General features: G+C 63.3%; 13 protein-coding genes. 8 read left to right on the top strand and 5 right to left on the bottom strand.

Features of this window, described 5'->3' with window-relative positions:
• Nucleotides 1–149: 149 nt before the first annotated feature.
• From ACR0IR_RS09315 to ACR0IR_RS09300, 4 genes are all read right to left on the bottom strand, one after another.
• Entirely contained in the window at nucleotides 150–1,589 is a 1,440-nt protein-coding gene (locus tag ACR0IR_RS09315; protein WP_170363031.1) for an amidase family protein, read from the bottom strand.
• A 90-nt stretch (nucleotides 1,590–1,679) separates the two neighbouring features.
• Nucleotides 1,680–3,569: a propionate-CoA ligase PrpE gene (prpE, locus tag ACR0IR_RS09310; RefSeq protein WP_170363032.1), complete on the bottom strand. Its 1,890-nt coding sequence runs from the start codon at nucleotides 3,567–3,569 to the stop codon at nucleotides 1,680–1,682.
• Between the two features lie 228 nt (nucleotides 3,570–3,797).
• Complete coding sequence (locus ACR0IR_RS09305) at nucleotides 3,798–4,187, bottom strand: GFA family protein (protein ID WP_170363033.1); 390 nt, start codon at nucleotides 4,185–4,187, stop codon at nucleotides 3,798–3,800.
• Between the two features lie 46 nt (nucleotides 4,188–4,233).
• The gene (locus ACR0IR_RS09300; RefSeq protein WP_170363034.1) at nucleotides 4,234–6,507 is read right to left on the bottom strand and encodes an NADP-dependent malic enzyme; all 2,274 of its coding nucleotides are present in this window, start codon (nucleotides 6,505–6,507) and stop codon (nucleotides 4,234–4,236) included.
• A gap of 143 nt (nucleotides 6,508–6,650) precedes the next feature.
• Between ACR0IR_RS09300 and ACR0IR_RS09295 the strand changes: the two genes are divergently transcribed.
• The 6 genes from ACR0IR_RS09295 (at nucleotide 6,651) to upp (ending at nucleotide 12,365) form a co-directional block, all read left to right on the top strand.
• Nucleotides 6,651–7,736, top strand: coding sequence for a cupin domain-containing protein (locus tag ACR0IR_RS09295; RefSeq protein WP_170363035.1), 1,086 nt, complete (start codon nucleotides 6,651–6,653; stop codon nucleotides 7,734–7,736).
• Nucleotides 7,737–7,842: 106 nt separating this feature from the next.
• On the top strand, nucleotides 7,843–8,226 hold the full coding sequence (locus tag ACR0IR_RS09290) for a cytidine deaminase (RefSeq protein WP_170363036.1): 384 nt from the start codon (nucleotides 7,843–7,845) through the stop codon (nucleotides 8,224–8,226).
• Between the two features lie 11 nt (nucleotides 8,227–8,237).
• Entirely contained in the window at nucleotides 8,238–9,545 is a 1,308-nt protein-coding gene (locus ACR0IR_RS09285) for a thymidine phosphorylase (protein WP_170363037.1), read from the top strand.
• Complete coding sequence (locus ACR0IR_RS09280) at nucleotides 9,542–10,753, top strand: phosphopentomutase (RefSeq protein WP_170363038.1); 1,212 nt, start codon at nucleotides 9,542–9,544, stop codon at nucleotides 10,751–10,753. Before ACR0IR_RS09285 ends, ACR0IR_RS09280 begins: the two co-directional genes overlap by 4 nt.
• Nucleotides 10,750–11,736 carry an adenosine deaminase gene (locus ACR0IR_RS09275; RefSeq protein WP_170363039.1) on the top strand — a complete coding sequence of 329 codons (987 nt, stop codon included), beginning with the start codon at nucleotides 10,750–10,752 and terminating at the stop codon, nucleotides 11,734–11,736. Before ACR0IR_RS09280 ends, ACR0IR_RS09275 begins: the two co-directional genes overlap by 4 nt.
• Nucleotides 11,733–12,365 (top strand): uracil phosphoribosyltransferase, encoded by a 633-nt coding sequence (gene upp, locus ACR0IR_RS09270; RefSeq protein ID WP_093962638.1) that lies wholly within the window; start codon nucleotides 11,733–11,735, stop codon nucleotides 12,363–12,365. The genes ACR0IR_RS09275 and upp overlap by 4 nt, the downstream gene beginning before the upstream one ends.
• A 6-nt stretch (nucleotides 12,366–12,371) precedes the next feature.
• On the opposite strand, the gene ACR0IR_RS09265 is transcribed toward upp, so the two are convergent.
• Nucleotides 12,372–13,385 carry a hypothetical protein gene (locus tag ACR0IR_RS09265; protein ID WP_170337654.1) on the bottom strand — a complete coding sequence of 338 codons (1,014 nt, stop codon included), beginning with the start codon at nucleotides 13,383–13,385 and terminating at the stop codon, nucleotides 12,372–12,374.
• A 145-nt stretch (nucleotides 13,386–13,530) separates the two neighbouring features.
• On the opposite strand from ACR0IR_RS09265, the gene ACR0IR_RS09260 reads away from it, so the two are divergent.
• Nucleotides 13,531–14,466: a DMT family transporter gene (locus tag ACR0IR_RS09260; protein WP_170363040.1), complete on the top strand. Its 936-nt coding sequence runs from the start codon at nucleotides 13,531–13,533 to the stop codon at nucleotides 14,464–14,466.
• A complete protein-coding gene (locus ACR0IR_RS09255; protein WP_170363041.1) occupies nucleotides 14,463–15,107 on the top strand; it encodes a sulfotransferase family 2 domain-containing protein in 645 nt (214 codons plus the stop codon). The genes ACR0IR_RS09260 and ACR0IR_RS09255 overlap by 4 nt, the downstream gene beginning before the upstream one ends.
• Nucleotides 15,108–15,294: the final 187 nt, after the last annotated feature.

Here is a 15,294-nt window from a genome sequence, read left to right as displayed (position 1 = left end):
GTGTTTTCGGATGATTGCGCAGTTTTCGCGCTGGCGAGGGTGGGTGGTGCTACGCTCGTCATCACAATCCGGGCATATTTTAGCACTTGGACCCCGGGCTCTCAGTCCCGGGGTCAATTATTTTGGGGCATTTGAAAGCGGTTGGTGTTTCAGCCCGTGCTTGCCAGATCGGCCCACAGGTGATCAGCCATACGACCAACCCGGGCTTCAATTGCGACGGCTGCGTCCACGGCAAGGTCCTCGCGCCAGCGCTGCGCTGCGATCTGAACGTTGATTGGCTGGCGCCCGCTCGGCAACTCGGCCAAACGCGCCGGAACGCAGGCGGCGGGCAGGCCCAGAAAGTTCATGGCATAGGAATAGACTGCGCAGCCCAGCACTTCGTGCACGCCTTCCGAGCCTTCCGTATCACGGTCGGGTCTGAAAAAGGGCTGCGGCAGGAAAGGCGACAGCACCAGCGGGTAGTCCTCCATGAACAGGGACCATTCCCGCGCATAGTGGCTGCGCTGCGCCAGTGCCCGGATCAGGTCCGGGCCTGTGATCGGGGGAAATTCCTGGAAGTAAGTGGCAAAGATGCGTTGGATGGTCTCGGACCCGGCCGCCTCGACATCGGCTTTCATCAGGGTCAGCACTTCGCCCATCAATGCGCGATAACCAAGCCGTCCACATTCGAACACGTTCGGAGGGTCGATCTCGTCAACGGTGTACCCGGCATCAACCAGTGCATCACGGGCCGTGTCCAGCGCCTTGTCGACCTCGGGGTGGAGATCGTAACCGAAAGTGTTCTTGGTGAAAGCCACCCGCGGCTGCTGGTCAGGCTCGGCCACGCGCCAGGGCAGCGGGACGTGAAACGGATCGCGCGGATCCGGCGCGATCAGGCTGGGCATGGCCAGGTGCAGGTCGGCCGCGCTGCGGGTGATCAGGCCTTGCACCGACATGGATTGCGCAAGCAGTCCGCGTTCGGCGGTTTGGCTGGGGTTCCATGCGGGAACGCGGCCAAGGCCCGGCTTCACGGTCACCGCGCCAAGGGCCGCGGCCGGAAACCGCAGGCTGCCGCCGATGTCGTTGCCATGCGCCAGCGCCCCCATGCCCGTCATCACCGCCACACCGGCCCCGCCCGAGGAGCCCCCGGGAGAAATATGTCGGCCCCAAGGGTTGTGGGTGCGTCCATAAAGCGGGTTGTCGGTGTCGGCACGGAATGAGAACTCGGGCGTGTTGGTCCGGCCAATCACCACCGCCCCAGCCTTCAGCAGGTTCGACACGACGGGCGCATTATCTGGGGCAATTACGTCTTTCAGAGCGGCTACGCCATTGGTCGTGGCATGGTCCTTCTGGTCGACATTGACTTTGATCGTGACGGGAACGCCGTGCAGCGGGCCGGTCGGTTTGCCGCGCGCCCGCGCGGCGTCCAGCGCCCGGGCACGCTCCTGCGCCTCGGTGCTGAGGTCTTCGACGACGGCATTCAACGCCGGGTTCAGCGCCTGCATCCGGTCGATTGCGCTTTGGACGGCTTCGGTCGCGCTCAATTCGCCGGAGCGAGTCAGTTTTGCGAGTTCTGTGGCGCTCAGGCGCCAGATGTCGTCATTTGCCATGTGCCCTCCGTCAAGGGCACAGTAGGCGGTCTGCTAATGGTTGCAACCCCGCAAGGCAGGGCGGGCGGCCCAGGGCCGCCCGATGCCCGGTTACTGGGCGTAACCGATTGATTTCAGGGCTTCGGTGATCTCGTCCAGAATGGCCGGGTCGTCGATTGTTGCAGGCATTTTGTAATCTTTGCCATCGGCGATCGACACCATCGTTCCACGCAGGATCTTGCCAGACCGTGTCTTTGGCAGACGATCCACTACGACGGCCAGTTTGAATGCCGCAACGGGCCCGATTTTGTCGCGCACCATCTGCACGACCTCTTTCGCGATCTCGGCATGGTCACGATTGCAGCCTGCGTTCAGGCACAGGAAGCCAACCGGGGCCTGACCCTTCAACTGGTCCGATACACCGATGACTGCGCATTCGGCCACATCGGGATGGGCTGCCAGAACCTCCTCCATCGCGCCGGTGGACAGGCGATGGCCGGCCACGTTGATCACGTCATCGGTGCGGGCCATGATATACAGGTAACCGTCTTCGTCGATCATCCCGGCATCGCCGGTTTCATAGTAGCCCGGGAAATGCTCGAGATAGGATTTCTTGAACCGCTCCTCGGCATTCCACAGGGTCGGCAGCGTTCCCGGCGGCAGGGGCAGCTTGACCGCGATCGCGCCCAGCTCGCCCGGTTTCATCGGGTGGCCGCCTTCGTCCAGGATCTGCACGTCATAGCCGGGCATCGGCTTGGCGGGCGAGCCCAGCTTGATCGGCAGTTCCTCGATCCCCAGCGGGTTGCCGGCGATGGTCCAGCCGGTTTCGGTCTGCCACCAGTGGTCGACGACCGGAACCTTCAGCGCGTCCTGCGCCCAAGTGATCGTGTCCGGGTCGGCGCGTTCACCGGCCAGGAACAGGGCCTTGAGGCAGGACAGGTCGTATTTCGCCAGCATCTCGCCCTTGGGGTCCTCGCGCTTGACCGCGCGGATCGCCGTTGGGGCGGTAAAAAAGCTTTTGACCTTGTGCTCGGAAATCACCCGCCAGAAGGTGCCGGCATCGGGTGTGCCGACGGGCTTGCCCTCGAACACGATGGTGGTGTTGCCGTGGATCAGCGGGCCATAGCAGATGTAGGAGTGCCCCACGACCCAGCCCACGTCCGAGGCCGCCCAGAACACATCGCCGGGATCGACGTTGTAGATGTTCTTCATCGTCCAGTTCAGCGCCACAAGGTGCCCCGCCGTGGGCCGCACGACGCCTTTGGGCGCCCCCGTGGTGCCCGAGGTGTAAAGGATGTAGGCGGGATCATTGCCTGCGACCGGCACACACTCGGCCGGCTCGACACCGTATTGGAAGCCGTGCCAGTTGAAGTCGCGCCCTTCGATCAGCTTGGCCACTTCCTGTTCGCGCTGGAAGATCACGCAGAACTCGGGCTTGTGGCTGGCCATGTCGATGGCGCCGTCCAGCAATGGCTTGTAATGTACCACACGACCGGGCTCCAGCCCGCAGGACGCCGCGATGATCGCCTTGGGTTTGGCGTCGTCGATCCGCACCGCCAGTTCGTTGCTGGCAAACCCGCCAAAGACCACCGAATGCACCGCACCCAGCCGCGCGCAGGCCAGCATCGCCTCGAGCGCCTCGGGGATCATCGGCATGTAGATGATGACGCGGTCGCCCTTTTCGATCCCCTTGGCCCGCAGCGCACCGGCCAGGGTCGCCACGCGATTGCGCAGTTCCATGTAGGAGATCTCGCGCTTGGTGTGGGTGATCGGGCTGTCATAGATGATGGCCGTCTGCTCGCCCCGGCCGTTTTCCACATGGCGGTCCACGGCGTTCCAGCAGGTGTTCACCTTGGCATCGCAGAACCATTCATAGAGAGGGGCGTTGTCGTCAAACAGGGCCTTGCTTGGCGGTTGGAACCAGTCAATTCCTTTGGCTGCGTCCATCCAGAAAGCCTCTGGGTCTTTTTGCCAGCTCTCGTAAACGTCCTGGTATGCCATGGGTCCTCCTCCCAAAAAATGCTCGCATTGTGTTAGGCGCGGACGGCTAACCGAGCAAGCGGCGCGCGTGACGGCGCGTCAGTTTATCGCGAAATATTTGCAGAACTGCCCCAATTGTCTTGCAAAGTTTTGCAAATGATCCTTGTTTGCGCGCCTAAGCGGGAAATTTCCGCAGAACTTGCAAATTCGCAAAGCGTCCGGTGCAAAAGTGGGTTTGTCAGATTCGGATCAGGTCGCCGTTCCCGCATATCGGGGCAGGCTGTCCTCGATGTTCAGCCAGTGCAGATGCTCGGCGTGATAAACGTGAAACCGGGGCGCAGCATCCTCGGGGTTGTCCAACGTGGCGGTGTAGAGATGAATGTTCACCCGGTCGCGGGCATTGCGATATGCCATCGGCGTGCCGCAGGTCCCGCAGAACAGGCGTTCGACATCCTTAGACGAGTTGTACACGCGCGGCGCATCCCCCGACCACGTCACCGAATCGTGGGGCAGCCCGATGAACGCAGTGACCGGGGCAGCGCAATTGCGACGGCAATCCGCGCAATGACAGTAGCAGCTCCAGGCGATCTCGGCATCGCTGGCCCATCGCACGGCGCCACAGTGGCAGTGACCTTTCATGATGACCTCCCTCGGCAGGGCGGCCAGACCGGTCGGGCCGCCGTGGTCAACCGTAATGCGCGACGGGCGTTCCGGCAATTGCCGCCATGTTCAGCAGCCCGCGCGCGGTGATCGAAGGTGTCACGATATGCGCCTTGTTGCCCATGCCCATCAGGATGGGGCCGACCTCGATGCCGTCTGCCTTCATCTTCAGTATGTTGCGCACACCGCTGGCCGCGTCCGCATGGGCAAAGATCAGAACGTTGGCGGCCCCCTCCAAGCGGGAATTGGGGAATATCCGCTCGCGCAGTTCGGGGTCCAGGGCCACGTCCAGGTTCATTTCGCCTTCATAGATGAAGTCGCGGGGCTTGCTGTCCAATACTGCGATGGCTTCGCGCAGGCGCTTGCCCGAGCCCTCGGCCTGATTGCCGAACTGCGATTGCGAGCAGAACGCGATCTTTGGCGCCAGCCCGAAACGCCGGACATGGCGCGCGGCGCCGACGGTGATCTCAGCAAGTTCTTCCGGGCTGGGCAATTGCCGGACATGAGTGTCGGCGATGAACAGCGGGCCGTCTTCAAGGATCATGAGGGACAATGCGCCGTGCGGGCGCAGGTCGCCGTCATTCAACACCTGCTCGACATAGTTCAGGTGCCAACGATACTCGCCAAAGGTGCCGCAGATCATGCTGTCGGCTTCACCCCTGTGAACCATGATTGCGCCGATCGCGGTGGAATTGGTCCGCATGATCGCCTTGGCCAGATCAGGCGTTACCCCCCGACGCTGCATGATTTGGTGGTACGAGTTCCAATAGTCATAATAACGAGGGTCGTTTTCCGGGTTCACGATCTGGAAGTCCTGCCCGGGGCGGACCGACAGGCCCAGACGTTCGCAGCGGGCCTCGATCACCTCGGGACGGCCGATCAGGATCGGGGTTTCGGTGGTTTCCTCAAGAATCGCCTGAGCGGCGCGCAGCACGCGTTCGTCTTCGCCTTCGGCAAAGACGATGCGGCGCGAGGCGGCGGCGGCGGCCTCGAAGACGGGGCGCATCAGTAGGGCGGACTTGAAGACCGTCTGGTTCAGCTTTTCCTTGTAGGCTTCGATGTCCTCGATGGGGCGCCTGGCGACGCCGCTTTCCATCGCGGCCCGGGCCACAGCCGAGGATACCACACCCACCAGTCGCGGATCGAACGGCTTGGGGATCAGGTAGTCTGGGCCGAAGGTCAGCTGTTCGCCCTTGTAGGCGGCTGCGGCCTCGGCGCTGGTGGTGGCGCGGGCCATTTCGGCGATGCCTTCGACGCAGGCGATCTGCATGGCATCGTTGATCTCGGTCGCGCCCACGTCCAACGCGCCGCGGAAGATGAACGGGAAACACAGGACGTTGTTCACCTGGTTCGGGAAGTCGCTGCGCCCGGTGGCGATGATGGCGTCGGGGGCGACTTCGCGCGCGGCGTCGGGCAGGATCTCCGGGGTCGGGTTCGCAAGGGCAAAGATGATCGGCTGTTTGGCCATGCGTGCGACCATCTCGGGCTTGAGAACGTTCGGCCCGCTGAGGCCCAGAAACAGGTCGGCCCCGTTGATCACCTGATCCAGCGTGCGCAGGTCGGTTTTCTGGGCGAATTGGTCCTTGTGCGGGTTCATGTCTTCGGCCCGACCTTCATAGACCAGCCCGTGAATGTCGCACAGCCAGATGTTCTCGCGCTTGACGCCCAGCTTGACCAGCATGTTCAGGCAGGCGATCCCAGCCGCACCGCCGCCGGTGGAAACCACCTTGATATCCTCGAACCGCTTGTCGGCCACGTGCAGCGCGTTGCGCGCAGCGGCCCCCACCACGATGGCGGTGCCGTGCTGGTCGTCGTGGAACACCGGGATGTTCATCCGCTCGCGGCACAGTTTCTCGACGACAAAGCAATCGGGTGCCTTGATGTCTTCGAGGTTGATCGCGCCGAAGGTGGGCTCCAGCGCGCAGACGATATCGGCCAGCTTCTCGGGATCGGGTTCGTTCACCTCGATGTCGAAACAGTCGATGCCGGCGAATTTCTTGAACAGGACGGCCTTGCCCTCCATCACCGGCTTGGAGGCCAGCGCGCCGATATTGCCCAGCCCCAGCACCGCGGTGCCATTCGAAACCACCGCCACCAGATTGCCGCGCGCGGTATACATCTCGGCGGTCGCCGGGTCGGCCTTGATCTCAAGGCTCGCCTCGGCCACGCCGGGCGAATAGGCGCGGGCAAGGTCGCGCCCGTTGGCCATGGGTTTGGTCGCCTTGATCTCCAGTTTCCCAGGCTTCGGATGCGCGTGGTAATCAAGTGCGGCCTGGCGCAGGCTGGGTGTGTCGGACATGTCAAAACTTCCCGTTTGGAATTTAGTTTAGTGCTAAACTATTTCTGACGCAGGGGAAACCTCGAAATCGCATGACGGCGGATCCGACCCCGACTTGCAAATCCCCCAACGGCCCCTCACAGTCCTGCGCAGAGGAGACCAGCATGACCGACACCATAGCCGAATTCCGCATTCCGACCCAAGAACTGCGCGACGACATTCCGTTCTACACCAAGGTTCTGGGCATGCGGATGGACATGATCTATCCGGCGGATGACCCGCGGGTCGCGGTGTTTTCCGGGCATGGACTGCGCCTGCGGGTGGAAAAGGACGCGCCCGAGGCGCCGGGCACCTTGCGCATCCTCACCGATGACCCGGACGGGTTTGCCGGCGGTCAGCGCAGCCTGGTCGCCCCCAACGGCACCCGCATCGAGATCGAAGAGCGCAACCCGCCCCTGGTGATGCCCGAGACGGTTCATTCCTTCGTCGTCCGCAGGCTCAAGGATCAGGCGCCCTGGATCATCGGGCGCGCGGGCATGCATTACCGCGATCTGGTGCCCGACCGGCTGGGCGGGTCGATCATCGCCAGCCACATCCGCATTCCCGACGGCGGCCCGGTCCCGGACATGGTGCATTTCCACAAGGTCGGGTTCCAGCTGATCTTCTGCATCCATGGCTGGGTGGATGTGGTCTATGAGGATCAGGGGGACAAGATGCGCCTGACCGCTGGCGACTGTTTCATTCAGCCACCCGAAATCCGGCACCGCGTGCTCGAAGCGTCGGACAACGTGCAGGTGATCGAAATCGGCGTTCCGGCCGAACATGTCACCGAGATCGACCACGAAATGCAGCTGCCCACGCCGCATTACCGCCCCGAGCGGGAATGGCAGGGCCAGCGGTTCGTCTACAACCGGGCCGAAGGGGCAGCGTGGCAGCCGTTCCGCCTGCCGGGCTATCAATACCGCGACACGACGATTGCCGAAAACACCAAGGGCGTGGCGGGCGTTCAGGTGGTGCGCCGGGGGCAGGGCGACCCGGTCTGGGCCAGCCATGATGCCGATATCCACTTTACCTTCGTGATGAACGGGACCGTCACCCTGGAAGGTGAAGGCCGTGATCCATTTCGGCTGGAGCAGGGCGATGCCTTTGTCATCCCGCCCGGAATGCGCACGCGGCTGGCCGACCCCAGCGACGATGTCGAACTGCTCGAGGTCACGCTGCCGGGGTATTTCAAGACCGATCTGGGCTGACGCGCGGGCGCGCCGAGATTCCCGTGCAGAGGGGGCTTCAATTCCCCCGCGGATTTCCAGTAGGGTATGGCATTCTGACCAGATGATCAAAAATCGGGGAATCGCCATGTCGTTGAAAGAAGCAGCCCTCAAGGTGCGTGAAAACGCCTATGCGCCCTATTCGAATTTCAAGGTAGGCGCCGCGCTCCGCACCCCGTCGGGCGAAGTGTTCGCGGGCTGCAACGTGGAAAACGTGGCCTATCCCGAAGGAACCTGCGCCGAGGCCGGTGCGATCGCCGCGATGGTCGCCGCCGGAGAAAACAAGCTGGCCGAGGTCTATGTGGTGGCCTCCAGCCCGCAACCGGTGCCGCCCTGCGGCGGGTGCCGGCAGAAACTGGCCGAGTTCGGAGACAAGGACGTGGTGGTCACCATGGCGACGGTGGACGGGATTGAGACCCGCACGACCATCGGCGAGCTGCTGCCTGGCGCCTTCGACGCCTCGTTCATGTAAGGGCCGCGCCCATGGACGCCCGTTCGATTATCGCGAAACTGCGCCGCCGCGAGGTGCCGGATTCCGGCGAACTGGCGTGGTTCGCCCAAGGTCTGGCCGATGGCAGCGTCAGCGACGCCCAGGCCGGAGCCTTTGCCATGGCCGTCTGCATGGGCGGGCTGGGTCCCGAAGGCCGCGCCGCGCTGACGCTGGCCATGCGCGACAGCGGTGAGGTTTTGACCTGGGATCTGGGCGGCCCGGTGATCGACAAGCATTCGACCGGCGGGGTGGGGGATTGCGTCAGCCTTGTGTTGGCTCCGGCGCTGGCGGAATGCGGGGCCTATGTGCCGATGATCTCGGGCCGCGGTCTGGGCCATACCGGCGGGACGCTCGACAAGCTCGAGGCGATTCCCGGCGTATCGACCCAGATCAGCCAGGACCGGTTGGCCCAGATTTTGGCCGAGACCGGTGCCGCCATCGTCGGCGCGACGGCCCAGATCGCCCCGGCTGACAAGCGGCTCTATGCCATCCGCGACGTGACCGCCACGGTCGAAAGCCTCGATCTGATCACCGCCTCGATCCTGTCCAAGAAACTGGCGGCCAGCCCGGATGCGCTGGTGCTGGACGTCAAGGTGGGCAGCGGAGCCTTCATGAAAACGCTGGACGAGGCGCGCAAGCTGGCGCAGGCCCTGACCGAAACGGCCAATACGGCCGGGTGCCGGACCTCGGCCCTGATCACCGACATGAACCAGCCGCTGGCGCCCGCCTTGGGCAACGCCTTGGAAATCGCCGAAGTGATGAAGGTGCTGACCAGTGGGCAGCCCTCGCCCCTGGCCGGGATTTCGGCCGAGCTGGGCGGTGTTCTGCTGTCTGACGCAGGTATGGTCGGCGACGCGCGGGCCGGGCGGGACATGATCGCCGAGGTGATCCGCGATGGCCGTGCGGCCGAACGGTTCGGACGGATGATGGCCGCGGTAGGCGGGCCGCTGGGGCTGGTTGATGACTGGGCGCGCTATCTGCCCGAGGCCAGCGTGATTCTTGAGGTCACGGCCCAAGACGAAGGCTATGTCACCGCGATGGACGGCGAGGCGCTGGGCCTTGCTGTCGTGGCGCTGGGCGGTGGCCGGCAGGTGGAAAGCGACGCGATCGACCCGGCGGTGGGCCTGTCGGGGCTGGTGCGGCTGGGCGACAAGGTCTCGGCCGGGACGCCGCTGGCCGTGGTCCATGCCGCGCGCGAGGACGCCGCGCAGCGGGCCGCGCAAGCCGTGCGTGCCGCGATCACCATCGGCCCAGCGCCCGTTCCGGTGCCGGAGCTGGTACAAGAAAGGATCCTCGCATGAGCCGCGCGTTCCTTGTGGTGATGGATTCGGTGGGTATCGGCGGTGCGCCGGATGCTAACCGGTTCTTCAACGGCGACGTGCCGGACACGGGCGCGAACACGGTGGCCCATATCGCGCAGGCCTGCGCCGAAGGGCGGGCCGAGGATGGTCGGTCCGGGCCGTTGCGCCTACCCAACCTCGATGCGCTGGGGCTGGGGGCGGCGGTGCGGCTGGCGTCGGGCGCGGATGTGCCGGGGTTGGAGGCCGACCCGACCGGCCTGTGGGGGTGCGCGCGCGAACATTCGCCGGGCAAGGACACGCCTTCGGGTCATTGGGAACTGGCCGGGCTGCCGGTGCCATGGGACTGGCACTATTTCCCCGACACGGTCCCCGCGTTCCCTGATGATGTGACCCGCGCCGCTGCACAAGCCGCAGCTACCGAGGGCATTTTGGGCAATTGCCATGCCTCGGGCACCACGATCATTGCCGAACTGGGCGCTGAACATATGCGCACGGGTTGGCCGATCTGCTATACCTCGGCCGACAGCGTGTTCCAGATTGCCGCGCACGAGGAGACGTTCGGGCTGGAGCGTCTGTACCAGATGTGCCGGACCCTGGCCCCCATGCTGCACGAGATGAAGGTGGGCCGGGTGATCGCGCGCCCCTTCGTGGGATCGCCGGAACAGGGGTTTGTCCGCACCACCAACCGCAAGGATTTCGCCATCACGCCGCCTGCTCCGGTGCTGACCAATTGGGCGCAGGATGCCGGGCGCACGGTGCATGGCGTGGGCAAGATCGGTGACATCTACTCGATGCAGGGGATCGACACGCTGGACAAGGGCTCGGACGCCGAACTGATGGGTCACCTCTCGCGCCTTGTAGACAGCGCCGAGGACGGCAGCCTGACATTCGCAAATTTCGTCGAGTTTGACAGCCAGTACGGCCACCGGCGCGACATCTCGGGCTATGCCCGCGCGCTGGAATGGTTCGACGCCGAGATTGGCCGTATCCTGCCCCGGCTGCGCCCGGGCGACCTGTTTCTGCTGACCGCCGATCACGGCAACGACCCAAGCTGGATCGGCACCGACCACACCCGCGAGCAGGTGCCGGTGCTGACCGCCGGCCTGGGGGCCGGACAGATCGGGCAAGTCAATTTCGCCGACGTGGCCGCCAGCATCGCCCATCACCTGAACATTCCGGCGCAAGGGCCGGGAAGGACCTTTCTATGACCGTCGCAGACCTGCCCAAGATCGAACTGCACCTGCATCACGAAGGCGCGGCCCCGCCCGCCTTCATCCGCCAGCTGGCGCATGAAAAGAAGGTTGACCTGAGCGGCATCTTCAAGCCCGACGGCAGCTATGACTTTCGCGATTTCGCGCATTTCCTCAGCGTCTACGAGGCCGCCTGCGAGGTGTTGAAAACGCCCGAGGATTTCCGCCGCCTGACGCTGGCGATCCTGGAAGAAAGTGCTGCGAACGGGGTGGTCTATTCCGAAACCTTCCTCAGCCCCGATTTCTGCGGCGGGGGTGATCTGCACGCCTGGCGCGACTATCTGGCCGCCATTCAGGACGCCGCCGACGAAGCCGAGCGCAAGTTCGACATCACCCTGCGCGGGGTGGTGACCTGCGTGCGCCATTTCGGGCCCGACAAGGCCAAGCGCAGCGCGCTGTGCGCCGCCGAAACCGCCGGTGACTGGATCACCGGTTTCGGTATGGGCGGGAACGAGGCCATGGGCCAGCAGGCCGATTTCAAATGGGCCTTCGACTGCGCGCGCGAGGCCGGATTGCGCCTGACCACCCATGCCGGCGAATTCGGCGGCCCCGAAAGCGTGCGCGATGCGGTCCGCGCGCTGGGGGTCGAACGTGTGGGCCATGGGGTTCGTGCCATCGAAGACCCCGATTTGGTACATGAACTGGCCGACCGGGGCGTCACGCTCGAGGTCTGCCCGGGCTCGAACGTGGTGCTGGGCCTGTACCCTGATTTTGCCGCCCACCCGATCGCGCGGCTGCGCGAGGCGGGTGTGAAGGTCACGGTATCCACCGATGACCCGCCGTTTTTTCATACCACCCTGCGCCGCGAATATGACATGCTGGCCCAGGCCTTCGGCTGGGACGCCGAGGATTTCGCCGCGCTGAACGACACCGCCCTGAATGCCGCATTCTGCGATGAAGAGACCCGCGCAAGGGTTAGAAAAAGACTGGAGAACACATGAGCGAACATCTGACCGTCGTCGACCACCCGCTGGTTCAGCACAAACTGACGCTCATGAGGGACAAGGGCACCTCGACCGCCTCGTTCCGGCAATTGCTGCGCGAGATCACGCTGCTGCTGGCCTATGAAGTCACGCGCGAAATGCCCCTGACCACGCGCCATATCGAAACCCCGATGGAGGAAATGGACGCGCCGATCCTGGCGGGCAAGAAGCTGGCGCTGGTGTCGATCCTGCGCGCGGGCAACGGGATGCTGGACGGCGTTCTGGAGCTGGTGCCCTCGGCGCGGGTCGGATTTGTGGGCCTGTATCGCGATGAAGAAACGCTGCAGCCGGTGCAGTACTACTTCAAGGCCCCCGAAGGCCTTAAAGATCGGCTGGTTATTGCGGTTGACCCGATGCTGGCCACCGGCAACAGCTCGGCCGCAGCGATCGACCTTCTGAAACAGGCCGGTGCCACCGACATCCGGTTCCTGTGCCTGCTGGCCGCCCCCGAAGGCGTGGCCCGAATGAAAGAAGCGCATCCCGACGTCAAGATCGTGACTGCCGCACTAGACCGCGAGCTGAATTCCAAAGGCTACATCATGCCCGGTCTGGGCGATGCCGGAGACCGGATGTTCGGCACCAAATAGGCGCGCCTAGTCGCTGCAGATGTTCTGCAGCCGTACCCAGTCCCGGTCGGGCAAAACCTGATCCAAAGGCTGACCCGCCATCGGGTCGGCCTCGATCAAACCCAGAACCGTTTCGCCCGTGATATCAACCGCATAGGCATATGGGGTTGAGGGCAAATTGGCGGACGCAAACGCCTCCAGCAAGTCGTCTTCCGGAACTGCGGGGCGGGGTTCGGCCAGAACCTGTTCGGTATAGGTGTCCACGATCTGGGGTGTCAGTTCGCCCGTCGTCAGCAGGCGAAACGCTGCAGTGGGCCCAGTTTTGTCCAGGAGATCGTCCAACGGATCATGCAGCCTGGCCCGCGTGCGTTCAGCTATCACGTAACCGGCGGCAACCGCGGGATCTTCACTGTCTTCAACCAGCGCTCGGTTCAGCAGCACGATCCCTCCGGGAAGTGACAGGCTTTCCCGCACCCCGGCCGGCAACACAACGATCCGTCGCACGCCTGTTCTCTGGGCCAGCCTCTGCAGCGCCGGCTGCGCGTCCGCCGAGGCGCAGGCCCGGCCCGAAACCCGTTCGATCCGTTGCAGAATCGTGTTCCCGATGTCCTGCCGTTTGATCTCGGGCACGACCTTTTCGACATGGCTTTGCAGGGCGCCGGGCAGCCAGAACAGCAAGACCGCCGCGACAGCCGCAACCACGCCGCCGACGCTGGCCCACCGCAGGCGTCCGGGATGCGGGCGCGCCCGTTCGATGGCGCGTTGCAAGCGGTCGATTGCCTCGATCATGGTGGTTTCGGACTGCTCCAGCTCCAGTGTCTCATCCGGGTCGCCGTCTGGATTGAATATTGCGGGGAACTTGCCCGGGTTCTGCCTTTCAAGTGCGGCAAGCGACCAGTGCGTCAGCGCGCGATCGTTGAAATCGGTGATGGTCAACGTTGCCTCGCCGATCGAAACAACCACTTCGCGCCGCTGCTCGTCGGGCGACGGGCGCCACAGACCGGTAGCCTCGATCCGCTGGTATTGTTTCAGTGCCGTCATTTCGATGAGGTCTGCTCGTTTTTTCTTTTGTCGATTTCTAACACGGAGAGATTAATCCGCGCAAACCTGTTGCGTGGTGATTTGGAAATGTGCTCGATAACCGGGACGCGTAGTTTCGGCCAAAGGGCCCGGAGGCCAAGGCCACATGCAGACAGCACATCGTTCTTCACCGGTTCTTGCATCGGTTCTGATGGTCTCAGCCATGGCAATCATCGGCGTCGTGGACAATTTCGTCATTCGGTTGGCCGAAACGATCGGTTTGTGGCAATTCCACCTTAGCCGGGCCGTGATGATGCTGCCTCTTATCGGTGGACTGTCGTTTCTGGGGTTTGGAGGGCTGCGACCTCGGAGGTTTTGGGCGGTCCTGCTGCGCAGTGTCCTGATCACCCTGGCGATGTTGTTCTATTTCAGCTCACTGGCTTTGATGCCAATTGCCCAGGCCCTTGCGGGGCTGTTTACATCACCGATCTTCGTTCTGTTGATTTCCGCGCTGTTGCTGGACCAGAAGATCGGCCCCTGGCGGGTCGTGGCTGTGCTTATGGGGTTTGTCGGAATCCTCTGTGTTTTGCAGCCTGACCCCAATGCCTTTGATGCGACCAGCCTTTTGCCGGTGGCTGGCGGCTTTTTCTATGCGCTCAGTGCGATCTTGACCCGAACGCATTGTGCAAACGAAAGCACCGTCGCTTTGCTGGCCGCGATGATTGTCACGCTTGGGCTGGCCGGCGCTCTTGGCCTCGCGGTGTTTTCGGTTTTTCCGGTGGTCGGGTCTGACGGCCCGGCCGGTTTTGTGACCCGGGGCTGGGTCTGGCCGATGGAGGCCGCTCTGCCGTGGGTCGCATTGCAGGCGGTTGGGTCCACGGCTGCGGTATTCATGCTGATCAAGGCCTACCAACTGGGCGAGCCGTCATACGTCGCGGTGTTCGAGTATTCGGTCATGATCTTCGGACCGCTTTTTGCCTGGGTGGTGATGGGGCAGGGGATTGGGCCGCTGCAGATTGCGGGCATCGCCCTGATCGCCGCGGCCGGTTCAGTGCTGGCGTGGCGGGCAAGCGTGGTTCCCCAACGGGAACCGGCGCAATGATCCTATCAACAGGGCGGTCCTACATCTTCATACATATTCCCAAGACCGGGGGAACGTCGCTGGCGCTGGCGCTCGAGCAGCGGGCCATGAAGGACGATATTCTGGTGGGCGACACCCCCAAGGCGCAGCGCAGAAACAAACGCAACAGGTCACTGCGGACGGCGGGGAGGCTATGGAAACACTCCCGTCTAACCGATTTGCGGGGGCTTTTGCCCGCCCACCAGATGCAAGAGATGTTCGTGTTCACGCTGATCCGCAACCCGTGGGACCGGATGGTAAGCTATTACCACTGGCTGAGGGATCAGTCCTTTGATCACCCAGCGGTTCATCTGGCTGGGCGGCTTGATTTCGAGGCCTTTGTTCTGCACCCGGAAATCCAGCGCTCCTTTCGGGAAAACCCGTTCCCATCCTATGTCAGTGACGTCACCGGAACCGATCTTTGTCGCGCATACATTCGGATCGAACGCTTTCAGCGGGATGCGGCCCCACTGTTCGATCATCTGAGGTTTCGTCTGGACCTTCCGCATGAAAACCGGTCAGCCCGGGGGGCGGAATATGCCAACTACTACTCGGTCCAGGCAAAAGAGGCTGTGTTTGACATCTGTCGCGAAGACATAGAGAGATTCGAATATCAGTTCTAATAAAGCTGGTCGATTATTTCCCGAATTGCGCAAAACGCTGACAAATACAGGCTTTTGTTTATAGGAAGCGCGACTAATGGGGCGAAAAAGGCCCAAATTGGCCCCAAATATGGCAAAACTAAGTCACTCCCGAAAACTTCGTGCTAGCCCAATGGGATAGTTTGAAAGTGCCAAAAGGGGGTCGGCA

The sequence above is a fragment of the Ruegeria sp. CF2 genome (assembly GCF_056537385.1).
The sequence above is the reverse complement of the archived record's forward strand: the minus strand, read 5'-3'. Positions and strand labels throughout refer to the sequence as shown.

Coding starts and splice junctions, on each gene's coding strand:
- ACR0IR_RS09280 (WP_170363038.1), top strand. CDS start 9,542: ATGAGCCGCGCGTTCCTTGTGGTGATGGATTCGGTGGGTATCGGCGGT.
- ACR0IR_RS09305 (WP_170363033.1), bottom strand. CDS start 4,187: ATGAAAGGTCACTGCCACTGTGGCGCCGTGCGATGGGCCAGCGATGCC.
- ACR0IR_RS09260 (WP_170363040.1), top strand. CDS start 13,531: ATGCAGACAGCACATCGTTCTTCACCGGTTCTTGCATCGGTTCTGATG.
- ACR0IR_RS09275 (WP_170363039.1), top strand. CDS start 10,750: ATGACCGTCGCAGACCTGCCCAAGATCGAACTGCACCTGCATCACGAA.
- ACR0IR_RS09265 (WP_170337654.1), bottom strand. CDS start 13,385: ATGACGGCACTGAAACAATACCAGCGGATCGAGGCTACCGGTCTGTGG.
- ACR0IR_RS09300 (WP_170363034.1), bottom strand. CDS start 6,507: ATGTCCGACACACCCAGCCTGCGCCAGGCCGCACTTGATTACCACGCG.
- ACR0IR_RS09290 (WP_170363036.1), top strand. CDS start 7,843: ATGTCGTTGAAAGAAGCAGCCCTCAAGGTGCGTGAAAACGCCTATGCG.
- ACR0IR_RS09255 (WP_170363041.1), top strand. CDS start 14,463: ATGATCCTATCAACAGGGCGGTCCTACATCTTCATACATATTCCCAAG.
- ACR0IR_RS09285 (WP_170363037.1), top strand. CDS start 8,238: ATGGACGCCCGTTCGATTATCGCGAAACTGCGCCGCCGCGAGGTGCCG.
- prpE (WP_170363032.1), bottom strand. CDS start 3,569: ATGGCATACCAGGACGTTTACGAGAGCTGGCAAAAAGACCCAGAGGCT.
- upp (WP_093962638.1), top strand. CDS start 11,733: ATGAGCGAACATCTGACCGTCGTCGACCACCCGCTGGTTCAGCACAAA.
- ACR0IR_RS09315 (WP_170363031.1), bottom strand. CDS start 1,589: ATGGCAAATGACGACATCTGGCGCCTGAGCGCCACAGAACTCGCAAAA.
- ACR0IR_RS09295 (WP_170363035.1), top strand. CDS start 6,651: ATGACCGACACCATAGCCGAATTCCGCATTCCGACCCAAGAACTGCGC.